Raw genomic sequence first — 25619 nt, 5'->3', positions numbered from 1 at the left:
TTTCGCATACGAATTTCTGATTTTATCGTACACGATTTCAAGTCAAGAATCAAACTCCATCCAAAAATCAGGAAATTTATCCCTCTACTGAAGTAAAGGGATTATTAAAAAAATGTAAACAAAAGCCCATATTAAACAAAAAGCTATTATAATACCCAGCAACTTCCATTTGGAAATTTTCACGATTGATTCACCTGAATTACTTATTTAATTGATATTCCATATCATTTAAGATGAGGTCATCGTAACTTTCTCTTCGGATGGCCAATTGATGTTTTCCGTTTTCCACAAAAACTACCGCCGGTCTCGGTACGCGATTATAATTGGATGCCATGGAATAGCCGTAAGCACCTGTACAGAAAACGGCAAGAATGTCGCCCGGTTCCGCTTTTTGAAGAGGAGCGTCCACGATCAGCTTATCACCGGATTCGCATAATTTTCCTGCTACTGTATAAGTGCAATTTCTAGGAAGATTTGCTTTATTCGCGATCACCGCTTCATATTTTGCATCATACAATGCAGGGCGGATATTATCGCTCATACCGCCGTCAACGGCAATATATTCGCGGATATTCGGAACGACTTTCCGGGAACCGATCGTATATAGGGTTGTTCCGGCATCTCCGACCAAAGAGCGGCCCGGTTCGATCCAAATTTCCGGCATTGGAAGTTGGCGTTTTGATGTTTCTTCCTTCACTGTTTTTACCATTTCTTCTACATATACATGCGGTTCAAGGGGATGATCTTCTTCGGTGTAACGGATGCCGAAGCCTCCTCCTAAATTGAGAACTTTGCATTCATAGCCGTATTTTTTGTTCCACTCACCGATTTTTTCGATCAATTTGCTTGCAGCCAAACTGAAGCCGTCCGTCTCGAAAATCTGTGAACCGATGTGGCAATGCAAACCTAGTAAATTTAAATATTCATGATTGACAACTAGTTGAAAAGCTTCATCTGCCTGGCCGTTATTCAAGTCAAAGCCGAATTTGGAATCTTCCTGGCCCGTCGTGATGAAATCGTGGGTATGGGCCTCTACTCCCGGAGTGACGCGCAATAGTATATTCATTGATTGTTTACGGGATTCAGAAATTTCCTTTAGCAACTCAATTTCATAGAAATTGTCGACGACGATACAGCCGATTTTTGCATCAAAAGCGAGAAGCAGCTCATCGTAGGATTTATTGTTTCCATGGAAATGGATGCGTTCTGCCGGGAAATCCGCTTTTAACGCCGTATATAATTCCCCGCCTGATACAACATCCAGTGATAAATTTTCTTCTTTCATAAATTGATAGATTGCAATGCAGGAGAAAGCCTTTGAAGCGTAAGCCACTTGCGCGTTCACGCCATGCTTTTGGAAAGTATCCCTGAAAGCGCGCGCTCGATTTCTGATCAGTTCCAAATCATAAACAATAAGTGGCGTTCCGTATTCTTTTGCAAGCTCTACCGTATCCACACCGCCAATATGTAAATGGCCATTTTCTCCGATGGTTTGTGTTCCGTGTAAATTCATAGATTCCCCTCCGTCATATTTTATTCAGCTGTCCATGCCAAAAGGGAGCGTTCCATTTCCGCCCCCTTCAATCCCGCGTATTGAGGGAAGCTTTTTTCCATATAAAGATTGAAAATTTCGACATGGACAGCCGCACTAATAAAGTTATTATGTTTGAACTTTAACATAGGCTCAGCGCTTTCGCAACTGGATTTAGGCCCGTTTTCTCCGCTTCGCTCCGACAATGTACGGTCTGAGTGCATCGTCGGCCATTGGAAAACGGATAAACACCCTCAGGAAAGCCTTCGGGAAAAATGGTACAAGCGGCCACAAATAAGGAATTTGCATCGGCCGAAGCGCGCAGAAATAGGAAAAAATGATGAAGAAGCCGATGAAAAATCCGCTTGGGCCAAATAATGCCGTCAATACCAGCACGATAAAGCGGAAATATTTAATGGAAACGCTCAATTCGAATGTTGGAATGGCAAAAGTGAAAATAGCCACCACAGCTGAATAAAGTACGACTTCAGGTGTGAATAAACCGACGTCGATTGCGATCTGCCCAATGATGACACCCGCTACCAATCCCATTGCGGTGGATAGCGGCGTCGGTGTATGGATGGCGGCAATTCTCAAATATTCCAACCCCAAATCGGCGATGAAAACTTGAAACAATAGCGGAATATTCGATTTCTCTCTTGCGCCGATAAATTGAAGGGCATCCGGCAAATATTCTTCGTGTGTGGCCAGCAAATACCAAATCGGCATTAATGTCAAACTTAACAGAATTGCGCTATAACGCAAAAGTCTTACAGTAGATCCGACTAGAGGGGATTGCCGGTATTCTTCGGCATGTTGCATTAGATGGAAAATGGTGATCGGAAGTAGGATCACCGACGGAGAAGTGTCGACAATGATGGCAATATGGCCTTCAAGGAGGTGAGCGGCGACGATATCCGGTCTCTCCGAATATCGGACGAATGGAACCGGATGGAATCTTTGCTTAAACAGCCACTCTTCCAACGACTTGTCGGCCATCGTCAGTCCATCATGTTTGATTTCTTCGAGCCTCTGCTTCACCCATTTTAAGTGGTGATCATTCACAATATTCTTAATGTAAGCAATTGCTACGTCGGTTTTTCCATCAGAAGTGATTTTATACAATTCGAAGCGTAGCTCGGGACTCCGGATTCTTCTGCGAATGAGCGCCGTATTGAACATGATGTTTTCGGCAAAACCGTCGCGGGAACCCCGGATGACTTTTTCATTATCCGGTTCTTCGGGTTGACGTCCGGGATAATTTCTGAGCTCGGTCAAATAAGCATAGCCTTGCCGGGTAACAAAGCCGACCTGGCCGCTCAGGATGCCAAGCAGAAATTCATCCCGGTCTTTCGGTTCCGATTTGCCGTAAAAATTGAAAATATTGTCAAAATAAGTATCATCCTCTTTCACCGGATTCCCTTGCTTTTCATCGCTATCAAAATAAAGCGGTGTCAACTGGACAGTAAGCGTCGCACCGTCAACAAGGCCGCTTATATACGCACATAGCACCGGCAAATTTTTTACATGAACTTCCTTGATGCAAACATCGAAAGATTCGTCTTTTCCAAATTTTGAATATAAAAACTCTTTTGCTTCTTCTAATGATGCAAAAATTCTGTTCGTCATTTATTCACCGTCTTTTTCGTTTTTCTTGTTGTATTTGAGGATGTATCCATCCATTGCTTCAATTGGGCCAAAATTTTCTTTTCCAGCCTCGAGACTTGCACCTGGGAAATACCAAGCCTTTCAGCAATATCGGTCTGGGTCAAATCCAGGTAATAGCGCAAGTAAATGATGGCTTGTTCCCGTTTATCCAGCTTTTTCAGGACTTCTTTTAATGAAATATACTGAAACGGCAATTCCGATTTTTCATCCTTCATTTGATCCATCAAAGTAATGGAATCCCCCTCCGATTCAAACAATTGCTCATGGAGGGAAGCCGGATCTCTCATAGCATCGGTTGCCATCAGAATTTCATCTTGCGTCACACCAAGCATTTCTGCTAATTCGGAGACTGAAGGCGGCTTCTCATTGGTCTTTAAATACTCATCGGTAACTTGTCGAATTTTATAGTTCAACTCACGGATGGAACGGCTTACTTTCACCATTCCGTCATCCCTTAAAAATCGCTGTATTTCTCCAATAATCATTGGCACCGCATAGGTTGAGAATTTTACATCGTATGATAGATCAAATTTATCCACCGATTTCATCAAACCGATGCAACCAATTTGGAATAGATCTTCAAGCTCTACCCCTCTAGAAGCAAAGCGTTGAACAATCGACCAAACAAGCCGTGTATTCCCTTCAATCATTTGCTTGCGAGCTTCCATGTCACCAGCTTGTGCGAGTTTGATCAATTCCCGCATCTTTTCCTGCGTCAATACATTGGACGGCTGTTCGATTGTCCTCATCCCCCTTACTTCTTCCAATACCTCTAAATATATTGGCATCCAATTCGAAAATTATTCCTGATATTCAAATCAAAGGTGAAGAAAACCATTCCAGGATTCAGGAGATTTGTTTCATTTTCATCGAGTGAAATTTTTTGGAAAACGTCACCACTGTGCCGACTCCCGGTTCTGACTCCACTTGAAGATGATCGGCAAAGCTTTCCATGATTGTAAAGCCCATGCCGGACCTTTCCATATCCGGTTTCGTCGTGTATAAAGGTTCCATGGCTTTTTTAATATCAGGAATTCCTTTTCCTTCATCTTTCACAACTACCGAAACAACATCCCCTTCCCGGACCGCATGAACTGTCACAATCCCTTTGCCATCCTCATCGTAGCCGTGAATGATTGCGTTGGACACAGCTTCTGAAACAATCGTTTTAAATTCGGAAAGTTCATCAATCGTTGGATCCAATTGTGCCACAAAACTTGTAATCGCTATTCTTGCCAGGCTTTCATTTTCGCTTAATGCAACAAATGAAAGTGTCATTTCGTTATCCATTCACAATCCCCCTTGCATATAAAATAGCCTCTTCTTCTTTTCCCTCCATCACATACTTTCCTAACCCCGAAAATTGAAATATTTTTTTCATTGTATTGGAAGGATTTAAAATAATGGTACGTCCGTTGACCGCACTCAACTCCCTCATGCGGCCCAAGATGAGGCCAACACCTGAACTATCCATAAAATTCAATCTCTCTAAATTCCAAATAATTGTGTGCAAATTTCCTTTTAATATCGTTTTCGAAATATCCGTCCGGATTTTTTCCGTTTCATGATGATCTAATTCGCCATAAAGGCGGATAATGGCAATATCATTTTCCATATTGATTTCATAATTCATCCGTTATTCGCCTCCTCCCTTCGCAATTTCCACACAGCCCGTCTAAAATCCTTTCAATTGACAATAGTAGAAGAAATTCGTTGAAACTAGTAAAAATACGACAATCTTTTCAGATGTTTTTTACCGGTTCCACGTACCTCATCCACCACCCATCCTGCACAAGATTTGACGAGCTTGAGGAAAGTTGGAGCCTTCGAGGAGTCAGTGAACGGATTGCAAGCTCTTCACGGAAACGGCGATTCTTAATAAATGTTCAGAGCGATAGTGGAGTTCCAAAAACGGTGATGGAAGATTGCAAAAATGCAAATCGCCTCCCGCATAATCCCTTTTGCAGTGCAACCCGATATAATTAAAACGCCCCTTTATCATCATGAAACAATTGAAAAGTTAATAAGGCATTACCTTATCAGCTTTAGTATGGAAAAATAGGAAGAATTTTAAACACAAAAAGACTTAATGGCCAAATTTTGGCCATTAAGTCCTATATTCTTCATTAACTGATTTTTGTCGCAGATAATTCTTCGCATTCCCGGAAAGCGAAATGTTTGCAACCGATGCAATGATTTCGATTGACGCTGCCTAATGCGTAGTTGATGGCTTCTCCCGTATGTTCAAAAAAATGCTCTTCTCCGATTTCTTTTGTCAATCCGCTTTTATCCAAAAGGATTTTCAGCCCCGGCTGCACCCCTGTCACAAGAAGGCGTCCGCCCTGGGCCTTGAAATTTTTTACAATATTTCTCAAATATGCCTCGCCCGTCGCATCAATAAAAGGCACTTTGCCCATGCGGAGAATAAGAATCTTCGGCTGATAATGAATCGATTTTAAAATCCTCTCTTCAAAAGTCTGGGCAGCCCCGAAAAACAATGGACCTTCGATGGTATAAATGCTGATTTGAGGGCAGTCCCGCGTCTCATTTACGATATGCGGTTGAACTTTCCCGTTATTTTTATGGTCCGGCAACACTTTTGACACAATCAGCATGTCGCTCATCCGTTTTACGAACAAAAGAACTGCGAGCATTAATCCGACGATGACGGCAATCGTTAAACTCGTTAAGACAGTGAGCAAAAATGTGATGATGAGAACGAGCGAATCCCCCGATTTCAGTTTCAACACATGCTTAAAATGCTTCCGCTCACTCATATTCCAGGCAACGACCATCAAAACGGGCGCCAGACTCGCCAAAGGAATGTGCGATGCCAAAGGCGCGAATATCAGCAAAGTGATCAGAACAAAAACCCCATGAATGACACCGGAAAGAGGCGACGCGGCGCCGAACTTAATGTTGGTTGCAGTCCGGGCAATCGCTCCTGTTGCAGGAATTCCCCCAAAAAGCGGCGTCACCATATTGGCAATGCCTTGTCCAATCAATTCCCGGTTGGAATTGTGTTTGCTGTTTGTCATCCCGTCCGCCACAACGGCCGAAAGAAGGGACTCGATTGCCCCCAGCATCGCGATGACAAACGCAGGCCCCAAAAGTGAAATCATCCGGTCCACCGTAATCTCCGGTATTCTGAATTGAGGCAAACGGTTCGGTATCTCGCCATACGTGGTTCCGATTGTGGCAACTTGTCCATTGAAAAATAATGCCGCAACAACGGAAGAAACGATGATGCCCACAAGCGGCCCCGGCACTTTCGGCAGCACTTTTGGGGTGATGAGGATGGCGGCCAGGCAGATTGCCGCAACCGTAATGCTATAGATATTGATTGTATGCAAATGGGACGCGATTTCCCTCATGTTATCTATAGAACGTTCATGCTGTTTTAAACCTTGCAAGCCGAGAAAATTGGCAATTTGTCCGGAAAAAATGATCACCGCGATTCCTGCAGTAAAACCGATGGTCACAGGCCTAGGAATATATTGAATCAAAAGGCCCAACCGGAAGACGCCCATCAGGATCAGCATGGCACCGGCCATCAGACCTGCAAGCAGCAGATCTTCGTAACCGTATGCCAAAACAACCCCCAATAATATCGGAACAAACGCCCCTGTAGGTCCTCCGATTTGATATTTTGATCCCCCGAACAACGAAATCAGGATCCCCGCGAAGATGGCCGTATAAATTCCGTACTCCGGCTTTACACCGGAAGCAATCGCAAATGACATCGCCAATGGAATCGCCACAATTCCGACAATTGTCCCCGAAACTACATCCCGTTTGAAAGAATTCAATGAATATCCTTCGAATCTCCCCCGCAAAATCTTATCCATGTTACCCCTTCTTTTTCTTTTTTATGTGCGAAAAATTCTTTATTAAGTTTTATAATATACAATTTTCATAATTTTGTCACAGTTTTTCTGACAAAATATCAATCTTTTTTGATGATTCAAATAATTGAATCTTTCAAAAAGAAAAAAAAGAGCGAACGGAAATATTTTATCGTTCGCTCTTTTGGGACATTCCTGAAAACCATCTAAAAGCTGTTGCCCTCATTACTCTGCAATGATTTCTTTTATTAAAGAAGGGACTTCCCCCTTTTCCTCTGAAAGGATGATATTGGAAGATATTTTTTCAATGATTTCTTCTATATTTTTCTTGTTCGTATGGACGGTTGCCAATGAGTCTCCTTTTTCTGCATAGTCCCCAACCTTTTTATTCAATACAATGCCCACCGACAAATCTATCTCCGAATCTTTCGTTTCCCTGCCGGCCCCCAATAGCATCGCGGCAAGCCCGATTTCGTCGGCGATTATTTTTTTCACAAATCCGGACTTTTCCGCCTGAACTTCCACTTTATAATGCGCCTGCGGCAACAAAGACGGGTCATCCACAAAGGACGGATCTCCCCCCTGGGCCGCCACAAATCTTTTAAACACTTCCAATGCTTCACCGGAGTCCAGCGCCTTTTTCAGTTTCGTTCTTGCTTCTTCAATGGTTTGGGCTTTGCCGCCCAAAAGCACCATGTATGAGCCGATCGTCAAACAAAGATCGGTTACATCTTTCGGGCCTCTTCCTTTCAGCACATCAATCGCTTCTTTTACTTCCAGGGCATTCCCTACGGCATAACCTAAAGGCTGGCTCATATCGGATAAAATCGCAATCGTTTTTCTTCCCGCCCGGTTGCCGATTGCCACCATGGCATGGGCCAGCTCTTCCGCTTCTTCCACCGTTTTCATAAATGCCCCTTCTCCCACTTTTACATCCAATACAATCGCATCAGCACCGCTCGCGATTTTTTTGGACATGATGGAGCTGGCGATAAGGGGGATGCTTGGAACAGTGCCTGTCACATCTCTTAAGGCATAAATTTTCTTATCCGCCGGTGCCAGATTGCCGCTTTGGCTTACAATCGCCAATTTGATGTCATTGACCTGCCGGATGAACCGGTCGCTTGACAGTTCTACTTGAAAACCCGGAATGGATTCCAATTTGTCGATCGTTCCGCCTGTATGCCCCAATCCGCGGCCGCTCATCTTCGCGACGGGAACCCCGCAGGCGGCCACCATGGGGGACAAACAAAGAGTCACTTTGTCCCCCACGCCGCCGGTCGAATGTTTATCCACCTTGATTCCTTCTATTTCCGACAAATCAATCGTATCCCCTGATTCCGCCATCGCCATTGTCAAATCGGTCCGTTCGCGTTCCGTCATATCCTGAAAGTATACGGCCATAAGAAAACTTGCCGCCTGATAATCAGGGATGGCCCCTTCCGTATATCCATTGACAAAAAAACGGATTTCTTCCTTTGAAAGTTCCTTGCCATCCCGCTTTTTTTCAATAATATCCACCATTCTCATCTGAATCCCCCCTCTACATTAAACATGACAAGAAGCTGGTTCCATTGGCCGGAGCGGGAACACGGAAGTTTTCCGCGATTGTTGCCGCGATATCTGCGAACGTCTCTCTCAATCCGAGGTCTCCCGTCTTTTTGAAGCGTTTGGAATAAACAAGCAGCGGCACGTATTCCCTTGTATGGTCCGTTCCTTTAAAGGTCGGGTCATTGCCATGATCGGCCGTAATGATGATTAAATCGTCATCCCTCGATAATTCCAAAACTTCGGGGAGCCTCCGGTCGAAATCTTCCAATGCTTGTCCGTAGCCGGCCGGATCTCTGCGATGCCCGTACATTGCATCAAAGTCTACTAAATTTAAAAAACTTAATCCGTGGAAATCCCGTTTTACAACTTCCACCAACTTATCCATTCCATCCATGTTGTTTTGCGTGCGGATCGCCTCCGTCACGCCTTCTCCGTTATAGATATCCGAAATTTTCCCGAGTGCGATCACGTCAAAACCATGATCTTTCAGTTCATTCATCGTCGTCCTTCCAAAAGGTTTGATGGCATAATCATGGCGGTTCGCCGTACGTTTGAAGTTTCCGGGTGTTCCCACAAACGGGCGGGCAATCACCCTTCCGACCAGATACTCAGGTTCAAGTGTCAGTTTTCGGGCAATCTCGCAAATTTTATATAGTTCCTCCAACGGAACAATCTCTTCGTGGGCGGCAATTTGAAGGACCGGATCCGCGGATGTATAGACGATAATCGCCCCGGTTTCCATATGTTCTTTTCCCAATTCCTCGATAATGGCCGTGCCGCTTGCCGGCTTATTGCCAATCACTTTGCGTCCCGTTTGCTCTTCCAATTGCCTGATCAGGTCCTCCGGGAATCCGTTCGGATAGACTTTAAAAGGTTTATCCACTTTGAGTCCCATGATTTCCCAATGTCCGGTCATTGTGTCTTTTCCCGCGGAAGCCTCCCGCATTTTTCCAAAGTAAGCCTTTGGGGAAGGTACCCTTTTGACTCCTTTTATCTCCCGTATATTTCCCAATCCCAGGGCCTGAAGATTCGGCAAATCCAGTCCATTTACCGCCTCCGCGATATGGCCCAGGGTATCGCAGCCTGCATCGCCAAATTGATCCGCATCGGGGGCTTCCCCGATTCCGACAGAATCCAATACAATTAAATGAATTCTTTTAAAAGATTGCATATCGGTTCCTCCTATGCTCCCCTCCTACGCACGGGGGTGGTATCGTTTGTAGACTTCCGAAAGTCTTGTTTTGCTGATGTGGGTATAAATTTGAGTTGTTGAGATATCCGCATGACCCAACATTTCCTGTACCGCGCGGAGATCGGCCCCGTTCTCGATAAGGTGTGTGGCAAAACTGTGCCGCAATATATGGGGGGTCATCTCTTTTTTGATGTTTGCGGCGAGCGCGTACTGTTTCAGGATTTTCCAGCATCCCTGCCGCGTTAAACGTTTTCCCCGGCGGTTGATGAAAAAGGCATCGGTTTTTCCATAATTTCCTTGCAGGAGATGGCGGGAATGCCGCAAATATTTTTCGCAGGCGGAAAGAGCGCTTTTCCCCAAGGGAACAATCCGCTCCTTTCCGCCTTTTCCATAAATACGCACAAATCCCATTGTTAAATGCACATCTTCCAAATTTAAATCAACGCACTCGCTGATTCGCATCCCTGTTCCATAAAGCAGTTCTATCATGGCAACATCTCGTATTCCCTGGGGTTTTGATTGATCGGGAGCCTGGATCAACGCTTCGATTTCTGCTATGGATAGTACTTTTGGCAATGTTTTTTCGATTTGAGGCATCTCTAAGTGGACTGTAGGGTCGTGGTCTGCAATTTTCTCCCTTAACAAAAACTGATGAAATGACCGGATGGACGAAATATGACGCGCAATGGTTCTTGGGGATTTCCCGTTTTGTCTTAAATGTTCCAAATATAATAATATTCTTGAACGGTCCACATCATTTAAACATTCGATTTTCTGAACTGTCTGTAAATGTTCCAAATAATCTTCCAAATCCCGCCGGTAGGAAGCCAGTGTATTTGCTGAATATTGCCGTTCCACTCTCAGAAAATGGAGATAGTCCAGTAGGGCTTCCTGCGCTTCTTTCATTTTTCTCACCTGACCTTCCTTTATTAAAATGATAGAGATTTTTTCAGCCGCATACAAGATTTAACATTTTTTTGTTGTAAAGCTTTTGCAATTCTTGCATAAATTTTTCAAAAAGTTACAATTTATTACAAAATATAAGATAATATTCTTCGCCCTCAAAATTTGCAGAAAATGGGTTCCCCATTTAACAAAAAAACCCCTGAACAGGATTTTCCTATTCGGGGGTTACGCTTCTTCTTTTTTGGATTGCTTCTCTTTTTCTTGGCAACGATGGCAAATACCATGGAAAGTGAGCCGATGGTCTTTAATGATGAAATTCCATCTTTTCTCTACAACCATTTCGACTTCTTCCAGTAAATCTTCCTGAATTTCGTCCACTGAGCCACATTCAATGCAAACTAAATGATGATGGAAATGTTTTGCGCCCTCTTGTCGAAGATCGTATCGGGATACTCCATCTCCAAAATTGATTTTATCGACAATTTTCAATTCCGTTAATAATTCAAGGGTGCGATACACTGTAGCAAGACCGATTTCAGGCGCTTTCTCTTTCACCAATAAATAAACGTCTTCGGCGCTCAAATGGTCTTCTTCATGTTCCAATAGTACTGCAACTGTCGCTTCACGTTGTGGCGTCAGTTTATAGCCAGCACTATGTAATTGCTTTTTTATACGATCGATACGGCTTTCCATATGACGCCCTCCTAAACCCATTCCATTATAACAGAAGACTAAAACCAATGACAAGGTCAGGGGTTAATTAATAATGTAAGAAATGACGAACATTTCCCCCAGACACATCACCGTAAAGGCAAGGACCAATGTAAAAAACAGTTTCCTATTAAAAGTGAACTTTCGATTCGACCCCACTTTTCTCGTTCCAAAAACGGAGCACAGCGCTAATAGTAAGATACAATAAATTAACTGAAATGGGAACCACCAAACACTATAAACGAGAATAGATTCCTGCTGCGTCAGCAAAAAGACCGAACCGAAGCCAAAAAATGTCGCCTTCACGGCTACTACTAGTTTAGCAAAAAAATGCAGATATGGGTGGGTTGTAAAAAATAATACAAATAAAGCCCATACGACAATCGGCAGAACCGTCTGCCAAATTGTGACCTCCGACAATTCCAGCACCCTCGGATCGATCAGTTTGATCAGATTCATGGACTTGTCCAATGAAAAGGCCTGAAAACAGAATACGCCGCTCACAAAACCAATGGCCAATAAAAAGGAATATTGAATGATATAAATGGAACGAAACATAAGCATTCTCCTTTCGTTGTTACAGCTTATGCTCGTCCACGGGTATTATTAGTACGAATTTTAGTATTTTCTATCAAAATTTTTGTTCTTCATAATATTACATCTTGTTCATTTTTGCCCAAAGAACGCCATATGCCGTTTTCGCATCATAGATTTGCCGGTTCTCGATCATTTCTTCCGCTTCTTCGATCGTCGCCTCGATGATGGAAACAAATTCATCTTCATCCAAAGCGCGTTTTTCTTCTATTTTATATAAATCCTTCGCGACATAAAGATGGATAATCTCATTCGCAAAGCCGGGAGATGTTGCAAAAGATAGTAGATATGTCAGTTCTCCCGCACCATAACCCGTTTCCTCTTCCAGTTCTCTTCTGGCGCAAACAGCCGGATCTTCCCCGGGCTCCAATTTCCCGGCCGGTATTTCGACAATGGAACGCTCCAGCGCTTTCCGGTACTGTTCCACAAACACGATTTTTCCGTCCCGGGTAATCGGGATGATCGCAACGGCACCCGGATGATGGACGATTTCCCTTTTGGCCTCTTTCCCGTTCGGCAAGATTACATCATCCACCGTCAAAGTGACGACTTTTCCCTTGAAAATTTCTGTCGAATGAACCGTTTTTTCTTCAAATTTCTTCATACCTACTCCTCGCTTGTCCTTTATACTGAATTCATTGTACCATTAGTTAGAGAAAATGAAAGAAGAATGCGGGGGATTCCATGAAAAAAAGAAGATTGGGAAAAAGCGAATTTGAGATTTCGGAAATCAGTTTAGGCTGCATGTCCTTGCCGGCATCGGCGGAGGAAGCGAGACCGGTGATCGAAACGGCGATTGAACATGGAATCAATTATTTTGATACGGCTGACCTCTATGATAAAGGAGTCAATGAAGAAGTCGTCGGCGAATGTTTAAAACCCTACCGCGACCAGGTGTTCATTGCGACAAAAGTGGGAAACGTCTGGAACGAAAATGGCGAAGGCTGGCATTGGGATGCCTCCAAAGAACATATCGAAGAAGGAATTAAGGAAAGCTTGCGCCGGTTAAAAACCGATTATATCGATTTATACCAGCTCCACGGCGGGACGATTGACGACCCGTGGGACGACATCATCGAAACCTTTGAAAAACTGAAAAAAGAAGGCCTGATCCGGGAGTATGGCATTTCCTCCATCCGTCCGAATGTGTTCAAACCTTTTTTTGAAAAGAGCAACGGCATCTCCAACATGATGCAATACAGCATCTTGGACCGCCGTCCCGAAGAATGGTTCCCGTTCTTTGAAGAAAAGCAGGTTTCCGTTGTGACAAGAGGATCCATCGCGAAAGGGCTGCTGACGGATGAATGGAGACGGCGGGTGGAAAAAATCGATTCCTATTTAAACTATTCGAAGGCAGAATTGATTTCAATCTTGGAAAAAATCGAATCGGAATTCGGATCCGTCCATCCTGCCGCCATCGCCTTCAACTTAAGCCAGCCTGCCGTGGCGTCGCTTGTCGTCGGGGCAAGAACAAAGGAACAATTGTTGGAAAATCTGAAAGCCTACGAAGAAGCGCAACACATCCGGGACATTTCCTTTATGAAAACCATTACTAAACAGGAAATCTATACGGAGCACCGATGAAAAAATATCTTTTTCTTGTGATTGCCGCGCTCACCATTTTATATTTTCTTTCCAGCATGCCTTATGAAAAGCAGACGATTGTTCCGGAGTTGAAGGTGCTGCTAGACAATCAGCCGTTTTATGAAACATTGAGCAAAATCGAGGTGAACTACTGGGGACGGACCATATCGGTCGAAACGAGGGGATATTATTACTTCATCGAATTTTTGATACGCAAAACCTTGCATTTTACAGGCTACGGAATTGTTGCGGTTCTTTTGTATATGTTTTTCCGTAAAATGCAATGGCCATTTGCCGCAATCTTTGCTTGCGTCTTCGTGTTTTTCATCGCCATGTTGGATGAATATAACCAAACCCTCGTGGAAGGGCGCACGGGCATTTTCGAAGACGTGCTCCTTGATACGGCAGGCGCCGTCACTTTTATCCTCTGCATTAAGGGATATCATCTCATCAGATGGTTGCTGCTCCGAAAGCGTGCTTGAGAAAAGCCTCCAGCATTTTACTGGAGGCTTATTGATTCATGCCGCAAAATGCGGCACCTTTAATTATATTTGGAGCCTTTATCCCCATACTTTTCAAGCAGCTCGGCAAAACTCATATTTTTCTCCTTCTGCTTTCTTTCAAATTCCAGACGGGCTTGACGCTCCTCCTCTATCCGTTTTTCTTCTTCGAGCAATTCCTTTTTGGCCGCTTTCAATTTTTCAATCAGGTCCTCACCGATTTTTTCTTGAAGGGTGATTTTTGCATCGTTTTGATTGGAGATTCCGGAAGATTGTTGTTTTTTCTTTTTCGCCATCTCATTCACCTGCTATATTATAAGATGTAAAGAATTTATCGTTGAATGATCGTTGCGACGCCTTGGCCTCCGCCGATGCATAGGGTGGCGAGCCCCAGTTTTGCATCCCGTCTCTTCATTTCATATAAAAGCGTCACCAAAATGCGCGTGCCGCTCGCTCCAATTGGATGTCCAAGGGCAATGGCTCCGCCGTTGACATTCAATTTATCAGGATCAAAATGCAATTCCCGGTCCACCGCAATGGATTGGGCGGCGAAAGCCTCATTGGCTTCTATGAGATCAATTTGGTCCAAAGTTAAATCCGCTTTTTTCAGTGCTTTCCGGACCGCTTCAGCCGGGCCGATTCCCATGATGGCAGGATCAACGCCAACCGCCGCGTTTGCGACAATTGTGGCAAGAGGGGTGATGCCCAACTCTTCCGCTTTTTTCTTCGACATCACGACAACCGCTGCCGCCCCGTCGTTGATGCCGGAAGCGTTCCCAGCCGTCACGGTGCCATCTTTTTTGAAGGCGGGACGCAATGCGGAAAGTTTCTCCACCGTTGTACCCGGGCGGACGAATTCATCTGTATCGAAGATGATAGGGTCCCCTTTTCGTTGAGGAATTTCCACCGGTACTATTTCTTCCTTGAATTTTCCTTCCTCGATGGCTTTTGCCGCACGGGCCTGGGAACGGGCCGCGAACTCATCCTGTTCCTCCCGCGTAATATGATATTGAGAAGCCAAATTTTCAGCGGTGATTCCCATGTGATAATCGTTGAACGCGCACCATAAACCATCGTGAATCATGCTGTCAATGAGGGTTTGATCGCCCATTTTGAAGCCGGAGCGCGCGTTTTTCAATAAATATGGCGCCTGGCTCATATTTTCAAACCCGCCGGCCACCACAATGTCCGCTTCCCCTGCGGCAATGGCCTGGTAAGCAAGATGAACCGCTTTTAAGCCGGAACCGCACACTTTATTGATGGTCATGGCCGGCACCGTTTCCGGAAGCCCTGCCTGAATGGCCGCCTGGCGGGCGGGATTTTGTCCCAAACCTGCTTGCAATACATTCCCCATAATGACTTCATCCACCCGATCCGGTTCCAATCCGGAACGGCGCAATGCTTCTTTGATGACAATGGAACCTAAAGTCGGCGCAGGGACATCTTTCAACGAACCCTGGAAAGAACCGATGGCTGTCCTTACAGCGCTTACAATGACAACATCTTGCAACATGAACTTCTCTCCTTTATTCCCGTCTATAATATCAACACGATTCATATATCTTGAAAATAAAAATCAATCAAAATAATCGTGTAATTTTATTCTATCAAAAGTTATGTTATTTTTTGTTAAAATTCCTGCTATTTTTACGATATTTGCGATATTTCAGATGATTTGTAATAGAATTTATTCATATCCACTATACGCCAAGGAGGTGCCTCTCTATGAAACAACAAAAGAAAAAAAGAAAAATCCTTTGGTTTTCAACGATTGTAACGGCCATCGCAAGTATTCTGACAACGGTTTTCGGCTTCGCTTTGACAAACCGCCTTATGTATATCAAGAAAAAAGATGATGATTTTATTTTAGATCGCGAGCTCAAAGCAAACCGTTTCGATGAAAAATGGTTCAACAGCATTAAGAAAGATGAGTTTACCATCGACTCCCCGAACGGCTATCCGATCAAAGGCATCTTTTTGCAGCCTTGCCCTACGAAAAATACGGTCATCATTTGCCATGGGGTTACGGAAAATAAAATCAATTCTATCAAATATGCGCGGATGTTTGAAAGACTCGGATTCAATTCCTTTGTTTACGATCACCGGAGACATGGCGAATCCGGAGGGAAAACAACAAGTTACGGCTTTTATGAAAAATTCGATTTGGCCGCGGTAGTGAAAACCGTCCGCGCCGTCATCGGAGAAGATGCCATTTTGGGCATCCACGGGGAATCCATGGGGGCTGCGACAATGTTATTATATGCCGGAACGATTGGAGATGAAGTGGATTTTTATATTTCGGACTGCGCCTTTTCGGATTTCGAAGAGCTTTTGCGGCATATCGTCAAAAATTCAACCCGCATTTACCCGGACATCCCGATTCATCTGGCGGATTTCTTCATCCGTTTCCGGGACGGATACCGGTTTAAAAACGTCGCACCTAAAGATGTGGTGAAAAATATCAAAAAACCTGTATTGTTCATCCACAGCATCCCGGATACGTTCATTCCCTGCAAAATGACGGAAGAAATGTACGAGTTGAAGGAAGGTCTGAAACAATTAAAATTATTTGAGCGCGGAGCCCATGCCCAATCCTTTAATGTCAATCCGTCTGAGTATGAGGAAACGGTGCGGAAGTTCTTGCAAAGGTTTGTGCTGGAAGGAAAAAGGTAAAAGGCAAATAACCGGAAAACCGTCATTTATAAATGACCGGGACTATTTGATCGGCCCTGTTTCCAAAGGGCTTTTTTATTTCTGTCCCGCATTGCAGCCTGCAACCAAAAATAAAAAGGTTATCCCTCTTCAGAAATAGCTTCCGATGGAGGACAACCTTTTATGATTACTTCTGTTTGTCATATATTTTATTTAATTGGGCCATCATTTGACGCACTTGTTTTTCAGATGGCTTACGTCCCATTTGGGCCATCATGACGCGAATCATTTGTTCATTGATCGGCGGATTTTCTTTCAAATATTTCATCATGTATTGACGGGCCGAATAAAACCCTAGGGCTGTTCCAGCGATGAACGCAAGCACAATAATTAAAATCCATACCCAAGTAGCCAAGTTAGAAACCTCCCTCTCATCTTATGCCGAGAAAAACTCTCCACGTTGGATTATACACTATTCATACTATCGATTCTAGCTTTTCCCGGCTTTTTCTATTCGAACATATGATACATACCTTATGTATTGTAACCAAATTTTTATATAATATAAAGATATTTTCCTAAAATAGAATATTCGAAATTTTCGTATTTATTTTCCTGTATCTGTTTCTTTCTATCAATAAAGAAAAATCCGGACTTCTTTGAAACTCTCTGCACGGGAATTTCAAATATCGTCCGGATAAAACTAAAGGGGTAAATTTAATGGGGATTTTTATCAAAGATCAATAATTCTTATTTCGAATTTTCCGTAATCCATTGTTCAATATAAGGGTATCTTTCGGCAACCGCGCGTTTGCCGGTGATGACGGAAACATGCCCCGCATTGACGACATGCAACGTTTTATTTTTGCTGGAGACTTTGTCGTTCAAAGGTTCGATTTGTTGCGGCAAAACGATATTGTCGCGGGTCGCCACAATATTCAATAAGTTCGCCGTAATGTTTGACAGCAACACCCGTTCACCGCGGATCACCAATTCATCGTTTATCAATTTGTTTTCTTGGTAAAAGTCGCGAATCCATTGGCGATAGGCTTCTCCCGGGAAAGGAACCCCGTCATTCAGCCATTTTTGCATCAACTTCCAATTTAACACCTTATCTTCATTATCAATGTTGGAAGCGATATTGACATAAACACCTACAGTATTCGATAGCGGATTTAACAATTTATTTCCAAAATCAATGAAATCGCTTGGAACATTGCCCAAAGTTTCTACAATATTATCCAGTTTGAAGTAGCGCTTATCCAGCCACTTCGTGTAAAGTCCCGCATCTTCGAAATCGATCGGGCTTGTCAATAATATCAGATTGCGGATCGGCAATTTCTTCTGGTAAAGCGCCGTAAAGATTGCGGTCATAGTACCGCCCATGCAGTAGCCAAACATCGTGATTTCCTTGGCTCCTGAAGTTTTGAGCACTTTTTTGGCTGCCCTCGGAATGTAATCAACGATATAGTCTTCCAGTTTCAAATGACGGTCTTCATAGCCCGCTGTTCCCCAGTCCAACAGATATACATCATGGCCGCAGTCCGTCAAATACTCGATAAAACTGTTTCCAGGATACAAATCTAAAATATACGGTCGATTGATCAATGCGTAAATGATCAAGATTGGCACTTTGTTCGTTTTTTCTTTATACGGCTGATAGCGGTACAATTTCGCTTTATTTTTTGTCCAAATCACTTCTTTCGGCGTTTGGCCGACTTCCGGTTCCGGATCCGTAAACAATACTTCATTAAAGCGTTTCAGTTTTTCCAGCGTTTCAAATGCCTGATTTTTTGGCAGACTTTCAATCCATTCTTGTATTGGTGTTGTATCTAGCGTAACCACATAATCCCTCCCAAGAGTCATTCAAGAAGACTTACATATACAATCCGCCGTTGACGGCAATTGCCTGACCAGTGACATAATCGGCTTGCACAAGGAATAATACCGCCTGGGCCACTTCGGCCGGTGTTCCCAAACGTTTCATCGGAACTTTTGCAATAATATTGTCGAGCACCTCTTTCGGCATAGCCGCCACCATTTCCGTTGCAATATATCCCGGGCACACCGCATTGACTGTGATGCCTTTGGAAGCAGTCTCTAAAGCAAGGGATTTGGTGAACCCTAAAATCCCGGCTTTTGTCGCGGCATAGTTTGTTTGTCCAAAAGCGCCGGCCTGGCCGACAATTGAACTGATGCTTACAATGCGGCCGTAATTTTGGTCAAGCATATGTTTGATGACAGCTTTCGTCGCATTGAACACTCCGTTCAAGTTAACGTTGATGACGGCATCCCATTCTTCTTTTGAAATTTTTCTGAATGTACGGTCTTTCGTGATTCCCGCATTATTGATCAAAATATCGATCTTTCCAAAATTCTCCACCACTTCAGAAGCGAGTCTCTCCGTATCATCGAATTTCGCCACATCCGCTTGGATTACGCGAAATTTTCCGCCTTCTTCTTCAATGACTTTTGCCACATCCTGGATATGTTTCGGGCTGTTGTTATATGTGCCGACCACCGTCGCACCGTTTCTGGCCAACACTTTTGCGATTTCCGCCCCGATTCCGCGGGATGCCCCTGTTACAATAGCGACTTTTCCTTCCAACGGTTTTAAAGCATTGACTTTCTCTACTTCAAATACTGTAGTTGCCATAAAACAGTCTTCCTTTCTTAATATATTTTTCTATCATTATCTGAATACTATTATTTAGAAACCGCTTTGTTGGCTGCTGCCGCAACCGAAGTCTGTGGCTCTTCAGTGGTTTCCAGCGACTTATTTAACAAATCAATGACTTTATCCAATTTCTTTTCCAAGGATGCAACAGATTTTTTGAGTGCATCTATTTCTTTGAATATCCGCTCCCTTTCCTCATCAAACTCGTCTTCCAGCTGATCAATCTTGGAATCCACATTAACGATGAGGGATGCGACATTCGCGATTTCATCACGGGTAGGAATATTTGCTTGCTTTAAATAGGATTCTGTCATTTTATTGACAAGTTCCTGATATTGAACATATTGGCTCTGGATTTGTCCTAAACTTTCAGCAAAGGATTTCTTTTCAAGCGTTTCCTGAATGGCATCCTGCCAGACGCTTTCGGTTCTGTTATAGATTTCTTTCCATAATGCGAAGACATCAAAAGAAGATTGGGACAATGAGAATCATCTCCTCTACAAAATTTTTTCATTCTGTAAAACAACATATTCTAATATATTATTTATGCTTTTTTTTCATTCTTATGAATAATTTACAAAATTATGAACTTTTTTGAAAAATAATGATTAAATTTTCAAAAAAAAGATTGACAAAGTGCTGCATATATGTGTAAATTACATATATAAGTAAATAGCAGAAGGCGGTGTAATAATATTGGTATCGAAAGATGAAAAAAAGAAACCAAAAAGTCCGAGTATTGGCGCGCCGAAAAATTTCCTGATTCCAATCATGTTGTTGCATTTGCGTGAATTTAATACCCATGGTTATGAATTGATGGAGAAGATTACTAAGTTTGGGATCGAATCTTTGGACCACGGTAATTTCTATCGTCTATTAAGACAGCTTGAAAAAGAAAACTTGGTGACTTCTGTATGGGATACAAGTTCCGGCGGCCCTGCCAAACGCATTTATTCCATCACTGAAGCCGGTGAAAAATATCTGGATATGTGGGCCAATTCTTTAAGTGAATATCAAAAACTGTTAAACCAATTTTTCAACTTATATAATCCATTCTTTTCAACCGGCAGCGGCGGGACAAAAAAGGAAAACAACAGCACTACAAAATCGCAGCAAAAAGTCGAAGCAACTACCGAAAACAAAACGAAAAAATCATCCGCACCAGCAAAAGCAGCCTCATCCAAAGCAAAATCCGCAGCATCATCCTCGTCAAAACCTAAAACTGCCCGCACCCGCAAAACCAAGACACAGACAGCAGCAACACCTGAGCCTCAAGAACAGCCTGGAGTCTAATTTTGGGATGTATGCATTGCAAAATGCATTCATTATAAATTAAAATTTTGCTTTAAATTAAAGGAGGAAATTAAGTAATGGCAAAAGAGCAAATTGCAAAAGGTGTAGATTTAGTATGGGACAGCTGGGTTAATAGCTTAAAAACAATCGAAAAAGTGCAGGAAGACTTCGAAAAAAGAACTCTGCAAGCATTCAATGTGCAGAAAGAATTCATTGAATCTGCGGTAAATGCCATCAATGCCGTTGAAGAAGAAGCGAAAAAAGCTTCAAAAGAATGGCAGGAAAGACTTGAAAACAGCTTAAAAGAATTCGGCAAAGAAGGCCAATTTGATGAAATTTCAAAATGGCTTGAAAGTGTCCAAGAAATCACGGACAAAGCCCAAAACTTGGCCTGGAAGCCGAACAACGCGCTTTTGGATCTATTTGCGAATGCGCAAAAACAAATTGAAATCACTCTTCAACAAGCCATTGAACAGCAAAAGCAGGAACGGATTGAAACATTGAACAAAATCGAAGAAATTGCGAACCAACTGAAAGAAACCCATAAAAAACTGTTAGCTGTTGCAGATTAATATTCAATCTTATTCCATTGCGTGAATCATATCCCCTTTGCATAAATAAAATCCCCTTATTCCCCGTAAAACCCTGTTGAACTTTTTCAAGTCAACAGGGTTTTCATGTTTTATTAATAGGATGCATATTTCACCGGCTTCAACCAGCCGCATTCATATTCCTCTTTGTTGAATGCAAGGAACGAATTATTGATCTGGCTTAAACATTGGAACAAATCCAGATCCAGCATGCGGGATCCTTCACAAACCGCTTCAATATAATATTCGAAAACTTTGATTTTGATTCGTCCTTTCAACTTATGTTCAAATCCCAAATAATCGTCCATCCAATGCATTTCCGGAAAACATTTTTGGAGATGCTGATAGATTTGCGCTTCAATTTTCCCTTCCATCGGTTCGCAAATATAACTTAATTGTTTTCTTGCAGAGGACTCCTCTTGATCATCAATTTTTGCTACCATTTCCAAGAGCATTCTTTCTCTCCCGAAAACAAACGACTGATATTGTTTCTTTATGTTAAAGATTGAATAGATTCTCATCTCTTTGTCCTCCTTCCGGCCATTTATTTGATTCCATTATAATTGAAAGATTTTGAATTTTTTGTCAAAACTTGTCCCTATTGCAGATTTTTTTTTGTCAAATTCCGGGGAAATACCATTTTTTTAATAAAATAAATCTATTTTTTCTCTCTCAAGTCCATAGAAACTATCCATTTGAAACTTCTATTTCCCGCTTTTCAAAGTCTTAAAACCGCTCCGTCTCAAGACTGAGCCGAAAATACAGTTCCAGGTCGTTTTGAGAAATGATGCGGACTAGTACCATAAAAGTACAAAGAAGAAAGGAGAATCAAGATGAAAAAACTGCTGTTATTGCTTGCGGCTATTGTTTTGGTTATCATCGCCCTCAGCACCTTGGGGCCTTTAATCGGACTGGCTTTTGCTTTGGCCCTCGTATTTCTTGGCATGCATTATTACATCAAAAGCCGTTCTGTTGCCGGCAAAATGCTGTGGATCCTGATCGGACTGATCGGGCTTGTGATGGCCGTATCCAATGTTCCGGCGCTCTTGGGACTTGCGGCAATCGTCCTTCTATATGTGCTTTACCAAAAATGGAAAGGAGAAGAGGTTTTCTTTTCCGGCAAAGAACAGGATGACCCTTTCACAAATTTTGAAAATGAATGGTCCAAATTACAAAGCAAGGAGAGATTTTAAATGATGAGTTTATTGAAACGATTCCGTTATACGTTGGAGGCGGATTTGCACGCTCTTCTTGATCGAAAAGAAGAAAAAAATCCCATTAAGATGCTGAACCAATATATCCGGGAAGCCGAAAAAATGACGGAACAAACGGGGAAGCTCCTGGAAAGACAACAACGTTTAAAAGAAGAGCTGGAACAAAAATTAAAAGATACGGAAATGATGCTGAAGAAAAGAACAAACCAGCTGGAACTGGCAAAGTCAAGCGGCGAAGAGGATTTGATTTGGTTTGCGATGCAGGAAGTTGAAGCTTATAAAAACCGCCACATTACTTTGAGGGAAAGCTTGGAACAAGCAAACAGGGAATATCTTCAGCTGGAACAAAAATATGAATTGATGAAGCATAAAATTGAAGATATGAAAGTCCGCCAACTGCAATTGATGGGAAAAGAAAATGTGGTAAGGGCGAATGTGAAGATGGATCAAGTCTTCGAATCCAATGACCTGGATTTTCAAAATCTCTCGGCTTATATCGATCAATTATCCAAAAAGGTTGAGAAAAACTATGAATATTCCCTATTGGAAACCCGTCTTGCCCTCTTGGAACAAAACCAGGCAGCCGGCAATCCTTCCTCGAAGGAAACGGTTGAGCCGTGATATAATGTTAAAAAATAAAGAAGGGAATTTTCCCTTCTTTTTCAATATTGATCATTTCGTTTGTTCAATTTGAAGGAGGAACCACTTTGACCAGTTTCACGACGAAACAGATGATTTCTTTGTTTTTCCTTTTGGTGCTGATTGTATTCGTAGAGCTGACCATTTTCAATAATGGTGGTGCCCTCTTTCTGATTATTGGGGCGTTTTTGCTTTATCGGAGTTTTTCGAAAGGAAAAAAAATCTATTTTTGGCTGGGCGCCTTTTTTATTTTTCTGGCGGTTTTAGCCCTTTGGAGCCTGCGTTTTTTCATCGTCTGCTTATTAATATATATTCTCTTTAAACAAACCACAAGCCGCCAAAAAGAAGTGAAGATCGACGCCGGGCATCCCGAATTTGGCACAATCCAAAAAAACGAGCTCATTCTGCCCTCTTCATGGCCGATGGAAAATTACAAATGGCAGGATCTGCTGCTTCAAAACTTCCTCGGCGATTTTACGGTCGATGTGACAGAGACCGTTTTGCCGGCCGGAACCTCCGTCATAACAATACGCCAGGGAATCGGGAAAGTCCGGATCATTTTGCCCTATGAAATTCCTTTTCGACTTCAATATTCCACACTGATCGGGGAAGCGAAAATATTGGACTATCCGCCAAAACGCCTATGGAATGAAAAGCTGACTTTCGAAGACGGCAATCCGGATGAGTCGAAGAGGAAGCTGGTCATTCATGTGGCCGCCTGGCTGGGGGATGTGGAGGTGAACCGGAAATGATTTCACTGATTTTCCGCACCTTTGCCATTGCCCTGATTCTTCTTGGCATGTGTTTCGGGCTTTTCTACCTATTATATGGCATTCCTGATGAATCAACCTGGAGCCCTTTGTGGGAGTATTATTATCATGATTTTCCGTTGTTTGCCATCATAATTACCGGTACATTCATCATCAGTTTCTGCATCAGCTTATGGTGGTTCATTACGGAAAAAACAAAAGAAATCATCACCTTGAATTATGTAAAGCAGCTGCCGGAACCCAAAATGCAAGTGAAACGGAATGTTTCCTATCCGCTCAGAAAAGCTCTGAAAGAAACGAATGAATTAATCGAAACGCAAAGAAAAAGCCTGCAGCGTTTATCCAATGAGAAGGCGGAAGCAAACGACAAAATCATCCAGGAGCGGATTGTCGCGGAACGGCAAAGGCTGGCGCGGGAGCTCCACGACTCCGTATCGCAGCAGTTGTTTGCCGCTTCCATGTTATTATCGGCATTGACGGAAACGGAAACCCCGCCGGAAGAAACCAAACAGAAGCTGAATCAAATCGAAAAGATCGTGCAGCAGGCCCAATTGGAAATGCGCGCCTTGCTGTTGCATCTCCGCCCGATCGCATTAAACAACAATACATTGGCACAAGGGCTCAAAGATTTAATTTTAGAGCTCAAACAAAAAGTCCATTTTGACATCGACTATCAAATCGAAGAAATCCAATTGTCGAAAGCGGAGGAAGATCATTTATTCCGCATCGCCCAGGAAGCATTGTCCAATACCCTCCGCCATGCAAAAGCCACCGAAGTGGAACTGTTGTTAATCGAAAGAGACCAGTTGGCGATTTTAAGAATACAGGACAATGGACGGGGGTTTGATCCAACCGATGAAACCCATTCCACTTCCTATGGATTAAAAAATATTGCCGAACGCGCAGTGGAAATTGGTGCCAAATACAAAATTGTATCCGTTCCCGGCGAAGGGACCATCGTTGAAGTGAAAGTGCCTTTGAAAAAAGAGGATATGCCGCCTTATGAGGAAAAATCGTTGGAAAAACAGGATGGAACGGGAGGCGAATCGGATGATTAGAGTATTCATTGCCGATGATCATGAAATGGTCCGCATCGGCGTTTCCGCTTATCTTTCCTCCCAGCCGGATATGACGGTCGTCGGGGAAGCGGAGAATGGAAAAGAAGCGGTGGAAAAAGTGCTCCAGCTCAAACCGAATATCGACATTATTTTGATGGATAATGTGATGCCCGTCATGAACGGGGCGGAAGCGACAAAAGAAATTTTGAAAGAATGGCCGGAAGCGAAAATTATGATTGTGACAAGTTTCCTCGATGATGATAAAGTATACCCCGCTTTGGAAGCCGGCGCCACAAGCTATATCCTGAAAACGGCCAATGCGAAGCAGATTGCCGAAGCGATTCGGAAAACCGTCCAAGGCGAACCGGTCCTTGAACCTGAAGTGACATCGAAAATGATCCACCGGATGCGGAATGCGGCCAGCCGTCCCCTTCATGAGCAGTTGACCGACCGGGAAATGGAAGTTTTGCTCTTGATGGCGCAGGGAAAAACGAACCAAGAAATAGCGGATGAGCTGTTCATCGCTTTGAAAACGGTGAAAACGCATGTAAGCAACATCCTTGCAAAACTGGAAGTGCAGGACCGGACACAAGCCGTCGTGTACGCTTTCCAACACGGGCTGGTGAAATAGGGAATCGATGGCG

Annotated in this window: 29 protein-coding genes; 10 read left to right on the top strand and 19 right to left on the bottom strand. The window is 43.1% G+C overall.

The window, feature by feature from the left end:
* Positions 1-199: 199 nt before the first annotated feature.
* From lysA to NST62_RS04605, 12 genes are all read right to left on the bottom strand, one after another.
* Complete coding sequence (gene lysA / locus NST62_RS04660; RefSeq protein ID WP_141600971.1) at positions 200-1513, bottom strand: diaminopimelate decarboxylase; 1314 nt, start codon at positions 1511-1513, stop codon at positions 200-202.
* Positions 1514-1705: 192 nt separating this feature from the next.
* Positions 1706-3160: a spore germination protein gene (locus NST62_RS04655; protein ID WP_141600972.1), complete on the bottom strand. Its 1455-nt coding sequence runs from the start codon at positions 3158-3160 to the stop codon at positions 1706-1708.
* Positions 3157-3948, bottom strand: coding sequence for a SigF/SigG family RNA polymerase sporulation sigma factor (locus tag NST62_RS04650; RefSeq protein ID WP_141600973.1), 792 nt, complete (start codon positions 3946-3948; stop codon positions 3157-3159). The genes NST62_RS04655 and NST62_RS04650 overlap by 4 nt, the downstream gene beginning before the upstream one ends.
* Before the next feature lie 97 nt (positions 3949-4045).
* On the bottom strand, positions 4046-4489 hold the full coding sequence (spoIIAB, locus tag NST62_RS04645; protein ID WP_141600974.1) for an anti-sigma F factor: 444 nt from the start codon (positions 4487-4489) through the stop codon (positions 4046-4048).
* Positions 4482-4832, bottom strand: a complete 351-nt coding sequence (spoIIAA, locus tag NST62_RS04640; protein WP_141600975.1) for an anti-sigma F factor antagonist — start codon at positions 4830-4832, stop codon at positions 4482-4484. The genes spoIIAB and spoIIAA overlap by 8 nt, the downstream gene beginning before the upstream one ends.
* A 493-nt stretch (positions 4833-5325) precedes the next feature.
* Entirely contained in the window at positions 5326-7047 is a 1722-nt protein-coding gene (sulP, locus tag NST62_RS04635; RefSeq protein ID WP_141600976.1) for a sulfate permease, read from the bottom strand.
* A 222-nt stretch (positions 7048-7269) separates the two neighbouring features.
* Positions 7270-8574 (bottom strand): pyrimidine-nucleoside phosphorylase, encoded by a 1305-nt coding sequence (locus NST62_RS04630; protein ID WP_141600977.1) that lies wholly within the window; start codon positions 8572-8574, stop codon positions 7270-7272.
* 13 nt (positions 8575-8587) lie between these two features.
* Positions 8588-9766 carry a phosphopentomutase gene (gene deoB, locus NST62_RS04625; RefSeq protein ID WP_141600978.1) on the bottom strand — a complete coding sequence of 393 codons (1179 nt, stop codon included), beginning with the start codon at positions 9764-9766 and terminating at the stop codon, positions 8588-8590.
* Between the two features lie 24 nt (positions 9767-9790).
* The gene (gene xerD, locus NST62_RS04620; protein WP_342463278.1) at positions 9791-10693 is read right to left on the bottom strand and encodes a site-specific tyrosine recombinase XerD; all 903 of its coding nucleotides are present in this window, start codon (positions 10691-10693) and stop codon (positions 9791-9793) included.
* A 225-nt stretch (positions 10694-10918) separates the two neighbouring features.
* A complete protein-coding gene (locus tag NST62_RS04615) occupies positions 10919-11386 on the bottom strand; it encodes a Fur family transcriptional regulator (RefSeq protein ID WP_141600979.1) in 468 nt (155 codons plus the stop codon).
* Positions 11387-11449: 63 nt separating this feature from the next.
* On the bottom strand, positions 11450-11962 hold the full coding sequence (locus NST62_RS04610; protein WP_342463181.1) for a hypothetical protein: 513 nt from the start codon (positions 11960-11962) through the stop codon (positions 11450-11452).
* A 97-nt stretch (positions 11963-12059) separates the two neighbouring features.
* Complete coding sequence (locus NST62_RS04605) at positions 12060-12602, bottom strand: NUDIX hydrolase (protein ID WP_328215163.1); 543 nt, start codon at positions 12600-12602, stop codon at positions 12060-12062.
* 80 nt (positions 12603-12682) lie between these two features.
* Between NST62_RS04605 and NST62_RS04600 the strand changes: the two genes are divergently transcribed.
* Together NST62_RS04600 and NST62_RS04595 are read left to right on the top strand one after the other, a co-directional pair.
* Positions 12683-13582: an aldo/keto reductase gene (locus NST62_RS04600; RefSeq protein ID WP_141600982.1), complete on the top strand. Its 900-nt coding sequence runs from the start codon at positions 12683-12685 to the stop codon at positions 13580-13582.
* A complete protein-coding gene (locus tag NST62_RS04595; RefSeq protein WP_141600983.1) occupies positions 13579-14064 on the top strand; it encodes a VanZ family protein in 486 nt (161 codons plus the stop codon). Before NST62_RS04600 ends, NST62_RS04595 begins: the two co-directional genes overlap by 4 nt.
* Positions 14065-14123: 59 nt before the next feature.
* Here the strand turns inward: NST62_RS04595 and NST62_RS04590 are convergent, their stop codons facing one another.
* The gene (locus NST62_RS04590; protein ID WP_328219660.1) at positions 14124-14378 is read right to left on the bottom strand and encodes a DUF3886 domain-containing protein; all 255 of its coding nucleotides are present in this window, start codon (positions 14376-14378) and stop codon (positions 14124-14126) included.
* Between the two features lie 35 nt (positions 14379-14413).
* On the bottom strand, positions 14414-15595 hold the full coding sequence (locus NST62_RS04585; protein ID WP_141600985.1) for an acetyl-CoA C-acetyltransferase: 1182 nt from the start codon (positions 15593-15595) through the stop codon (positions 14414-14416).
* Positions 15596-15807: 212 nt separating this feature from the next.
* Between NST62_RS04585 and NST62_RS04580 the strand changes: the two genes are divergently transcribed.
* Positions 15808-16755: an alpha/beta hydrolase gene (locus NST62_RS04580; RefSeq protein WP_141600986.1), complete on the top strand. Its 948-nt coding sequence runs from the start codon at positions 15808-15810 to the stop codon at positions 16753-16755.
* Positions 16756-16921: 166 nt separating this feature from the next.
* Here NST62_RS04580 and NST62_RS04575 read toward each other — a convergent pair whose 3' ends face one another.
* The 4 genes from NST62_RS04575 to NST62_RS04560 form a co-directional block, all read right to left on the bottom strand.
* Positions 16922-17149 (bottom strand): YneF family protein, encoded by a 228-nt coding sequence (locus NST62_RS04575; protein ID WP_141600987.1) that lies wholly within the window; start codon positions 17147-17149, stop codon positions 16922-16924.
* 335 nt (positions 17150-17484) lie between these two features.
* Positions 17485-18579 (bottom strand): class III poly(R)-hydroxyalkanoic acid synthase subunit PhaC, encoded by a 1095-nt coding sequence (phaC, locus tag NST62_RS04570; protein WP_246045766.1) that lies wholly within the window; start codon positions 18577-18579, stop codon positions 17485-17487.
* Between the two features lie 31 nt (positions 18580-18610).
* Complete coding sequence (locus NST62_RS04565; RefSeq protein WP_141600989.1) at positions 18611-19390, bottom strand: beta-ketoacyl-ACP reductase; 780 nt, start codon at positions 19388-19390, stop codon at positions 18611-18613.
* Positions 19391-19440: 50 nt separating this feature from the next.
* The gene (locus NST62_RS04560; RefSeq protein WP_141600990.1) at positions 19441-19893 is read right to left on the bottom strand and encodes a polyhydroxyalkanoate biosynthesis repressor PhaR; all 453 of its coding nucleotides are present in this window, start codon (positions 19891-19893) and stop codon (positions 19441-19443) included.
* A 214-nt stretch (positions 19894-20107) separates the two neighbouring features.
* Here NST62_RS04560 and phaQ point away from each other — a divergent pair, with 214 nt between their 5' ends.
* The gene (phaQ, locus tag NST62_RS04555) at positions 20108-20704 is read left to right on the top strand and encodes a poly-beta-hydroxybutyrate-responsive repressor (protein WP_141600991.1); all 597 of its coding nucleotides are present in this window, start codon (positions 20108-20110) and stop codon (positions 20702-20704) included.
* 77 nt (positions 20705-20781) lie between these two features.
* Positions 20782-21276, top strand: coding sequence for a hypothetical protein (locus NST62_RS04550; RefSeq protein WP_141600992.1), 495 nt, complete (start codon positions 20782-20784; stop codon positions 21274-21276).
* Between the two features lie 113 nt (positions 21277-21389).
* Here the strand turns inward: NST62_RS04550 and sirA are convergent, their stop codons facing one another.
* A complete protein-coding gene (gene sirA, locus NST62_RS04545; RefSeq protein ID WP_141600993.1) occupies positions 21390-21815 on the bottom strand; it encodes a sporulation inhibitor of replication protein SirA in 426 nt (141 codons plus the stop codon).
* Between the two features lie 312 nt (positions 21816-22127).
* On the opposite strand from sirA, the gene NST62_RS04540 reads away from it, so the two are divergent.
* The 5 genes from NST62_RS04540 (at position 22128) to NST62_RS04520 (ending at position 25606) form a co-directional block, all read left to right on the top strand.
* Positions 22128-22487 carry an ABC transporter permease gene (locus NST62_RS04540; RefSeq protein ID WP_342463180.1) on the top strand — a complete coding sequence of 120 codons (360 nt, stop codon included), beginning with the start codon at positions 22128-22130 and terminating at the stop codon, positions 22485-22487.
* Entirely contained in the window at positions 22488-23129 is a 642-nt protein-coding gene (locus tag NST62_RS04535) for a PspA/IM30 family protein (protein WP_141600995.1), read from the top strand. It abuts the gene before it with no gap.
* Between the two features lie 86 nt (positions 23130-23215).
* Entirely contained in the window at positions 23216-23899 is a 684-nt protein-coding gene (gene liaF / locus NST62_RS04530) for a cell wall-active antibiotics response protein LiaF (RefSeq protein WP_246045768.1), read from the top strand.
* Entirely contained in the window at positions 23896-24975 is a 1080-nt protein-coding gene (locus NST62_RS04525) for a sensor histidine kinase (protein ID WP_342463179.1), read from the top strand. Before liaF ends, NST62_RS04525 begins: the two co-directional genes overlap by 4 nt.
* Complete coding sequence (locus NST62_RS04520; protein ID WP_141600997.1) at positions 24968-25606, top strand: response regulator transcription factor; 639 nt, start codon at positions 24968-24970, stop codon at positions 25604-25606. Before NST62_RS04525 ends, NST62_RS04520 begins: the two co-directional genes overlap by 8 nt.
* Positions 25607-25619 lie beyond the last annotated feature (13 nt).

Source organism: Ureibacillus sp. FSL K6-8385, from assembly GCF_038593155.1.
Lineage (GTDB): Bacteria > Bacillota > Bacilli > Bacillales_A > Planococcaceae > Ureibacillus > Ureibacillus terrenus.
Note: the sequence above shows the minus strand (reverse complement) of the source record. Positions and strands in the feature narration are given on the sequence as shown.

Bases quoted from the DNA above. Each gene is read 5' to 3' on its own strand.
- lysA (WP_141600971.1), bottom strand. From the start codon at position 1,513: ATGAATTTACACGGAACACAAACCATCGGAGAAAATGGCCATTTACAT.
- NST62_RS04655 (WP_141600972.1), bottom strand. From the start codon at position 3,160: ATGACGAACAGAATTTTTGCATCATTAGAAGAAGCAAAAGAGTTTTTA.
- NST62_RS04650 (WP_141600973.1), bottom strand. From the start codon at position 3,948: ATGAGGACAATCGAACAGCCGTCCAATGTATTGACGCAGGAAAAGATG.
- spoIIAB (WP_141600974.1), bottom strand. From the start codon at position 4,489: ATGGATAACGAAATGACACTTTCATTTGTTGCATTAAGCGAAAATGAA.
- spoIIAA (WP_141600975.1), bottom strand. From the start codon at position 4,832: ATGAATTATGAAATCAATATGGAAAATGATATTGCCATTATCCGCCTT.
- sulP (WP_141600976.1), bottom strand. From the start codon at position 7,047: ATGGATAAGATTTTGCGGGGGAGATTCGAAGGATATTCATTGAATTCT.
- NST62_RS04630 (WP_141600977.1), bottom strand. From the start codon at position 8,574: ATGAGAATGGTGGATATTATTGAAAAAAAGCGGGATGGCAAGGAACTT.
- deoB (WP_141600978.1), bottom strand. From the start codon at position 9,766: ATGCAATCTTTTAAAAGAATTCATTTAATTGTATTGGATTCTGTCGGA.
- xerD (WP_342463278.1), bottom strand. From the start codon at position 10,693: ATGAAAGAAGCGCAGGAAGCCCTACTGGACTATCTCCATTTTCTGAGA.
- NST62_RS04615 (WP_141600979.1), bottom strand. From the start codon at position 11,386: ATGGAAAGCCGTATCGATCGTATAAAAAAGCAATTACATAGTGCTGGC.
- NST62_RS04610 (WP_342463181.1), bottom strand. From the start codon at position 11,962: ATGTTTCGTTCCATTTATATCATTCAATATTCCTTTTTATTGGCCATT.
- NST62_RS04605 (WP_328215163.1), bottom strand. From the start codon at position 12,602: ATGAAGAAATTTGAAGAAAAAACGGTTCATTCGACAGAAATTTTCAAG.
- NST62_RS04600 (WP_141600982.1), top strand. From the start codon at position 12,683: ATGAAAAAAAGAAGATTGGGAAAAAGCGAATTTGAGATTTCGGAAATC.
- NST62_RS04595 (WP_141600983.1), top strand. From the start codon at position 13,579: ATGAAAAAATATCTTTTTCTTGTGATTGCCGCGCTCACCATTTTATAT.
- NST62_RS04590 (WP_328219660.1), bottom strand. From the start codon at position 14,378: ATGGCGAAAAAGAAAAAACAACAATCTTCCGGAATCTCCAATCAAAAC.
- NST62_RS04585 (WP_141600985.1), bottom strand. From the start codon at position 15,595: ATGTTGCAAGATGTTGTCATTGTAAGCGCTGTAAGGACAGCCATCGGT.
- NST62_RS04580 (WP_141600986.1), top strand. From the start codon at position 15,808: ATGAAACAACAAAAGAAAAAAAGAAAAATCCTTTGGTTTTCAACGATT.
- NST62_RS04565 (WP_141600989.1), bottom strand. From the start codon at position 19,390: ATGGCAACTACAGTATTTGAAGTAGAGAAAGTCAATGCTTTAAAACCG.
- NST62_RS04550 (WP_141600992.1), top strand. From the start codon at position 20,782: ATGGCAAAAGAGCAAATTGCAAAAGGTGTAGATTTAGTATGGGACAGC.
- sirA (WP_141600993.1), bottom strand. From the start codon at position 21,815: ATGAGAATCTATTCAATCTTTAACATAAAGAAACAATATCAGTCGTTT.
- NST62_RS04540 (WP_342463180.1), top strand. From the start codon at position 22,128: ATGAAAAAACTGCTGTTATTGCTTGCGGCTATTGTTTTGGTTATCATC.
- NST62_RS04535 (WP_141600995.1), top strand. From the start codon at position 22,488: ATGATGAGTTTATTGAAACGATTCCGTTATACGTTGGAGGCGGATTTG.
- NST62_RS04525 (WP_342463179.1), top strand. From the start codon at position 23,896: ATGATTTCACTGATTTTCCGCACCTTTGCCATTGCCCTGATTCTTCTT.
- NST62_RS04520 (WP_141600997.1), top strand. From the start codon at position 24,968: ATGATTAGAGTATTCATTGCCGATGATCATGAAATGGTCCGCATCGGC.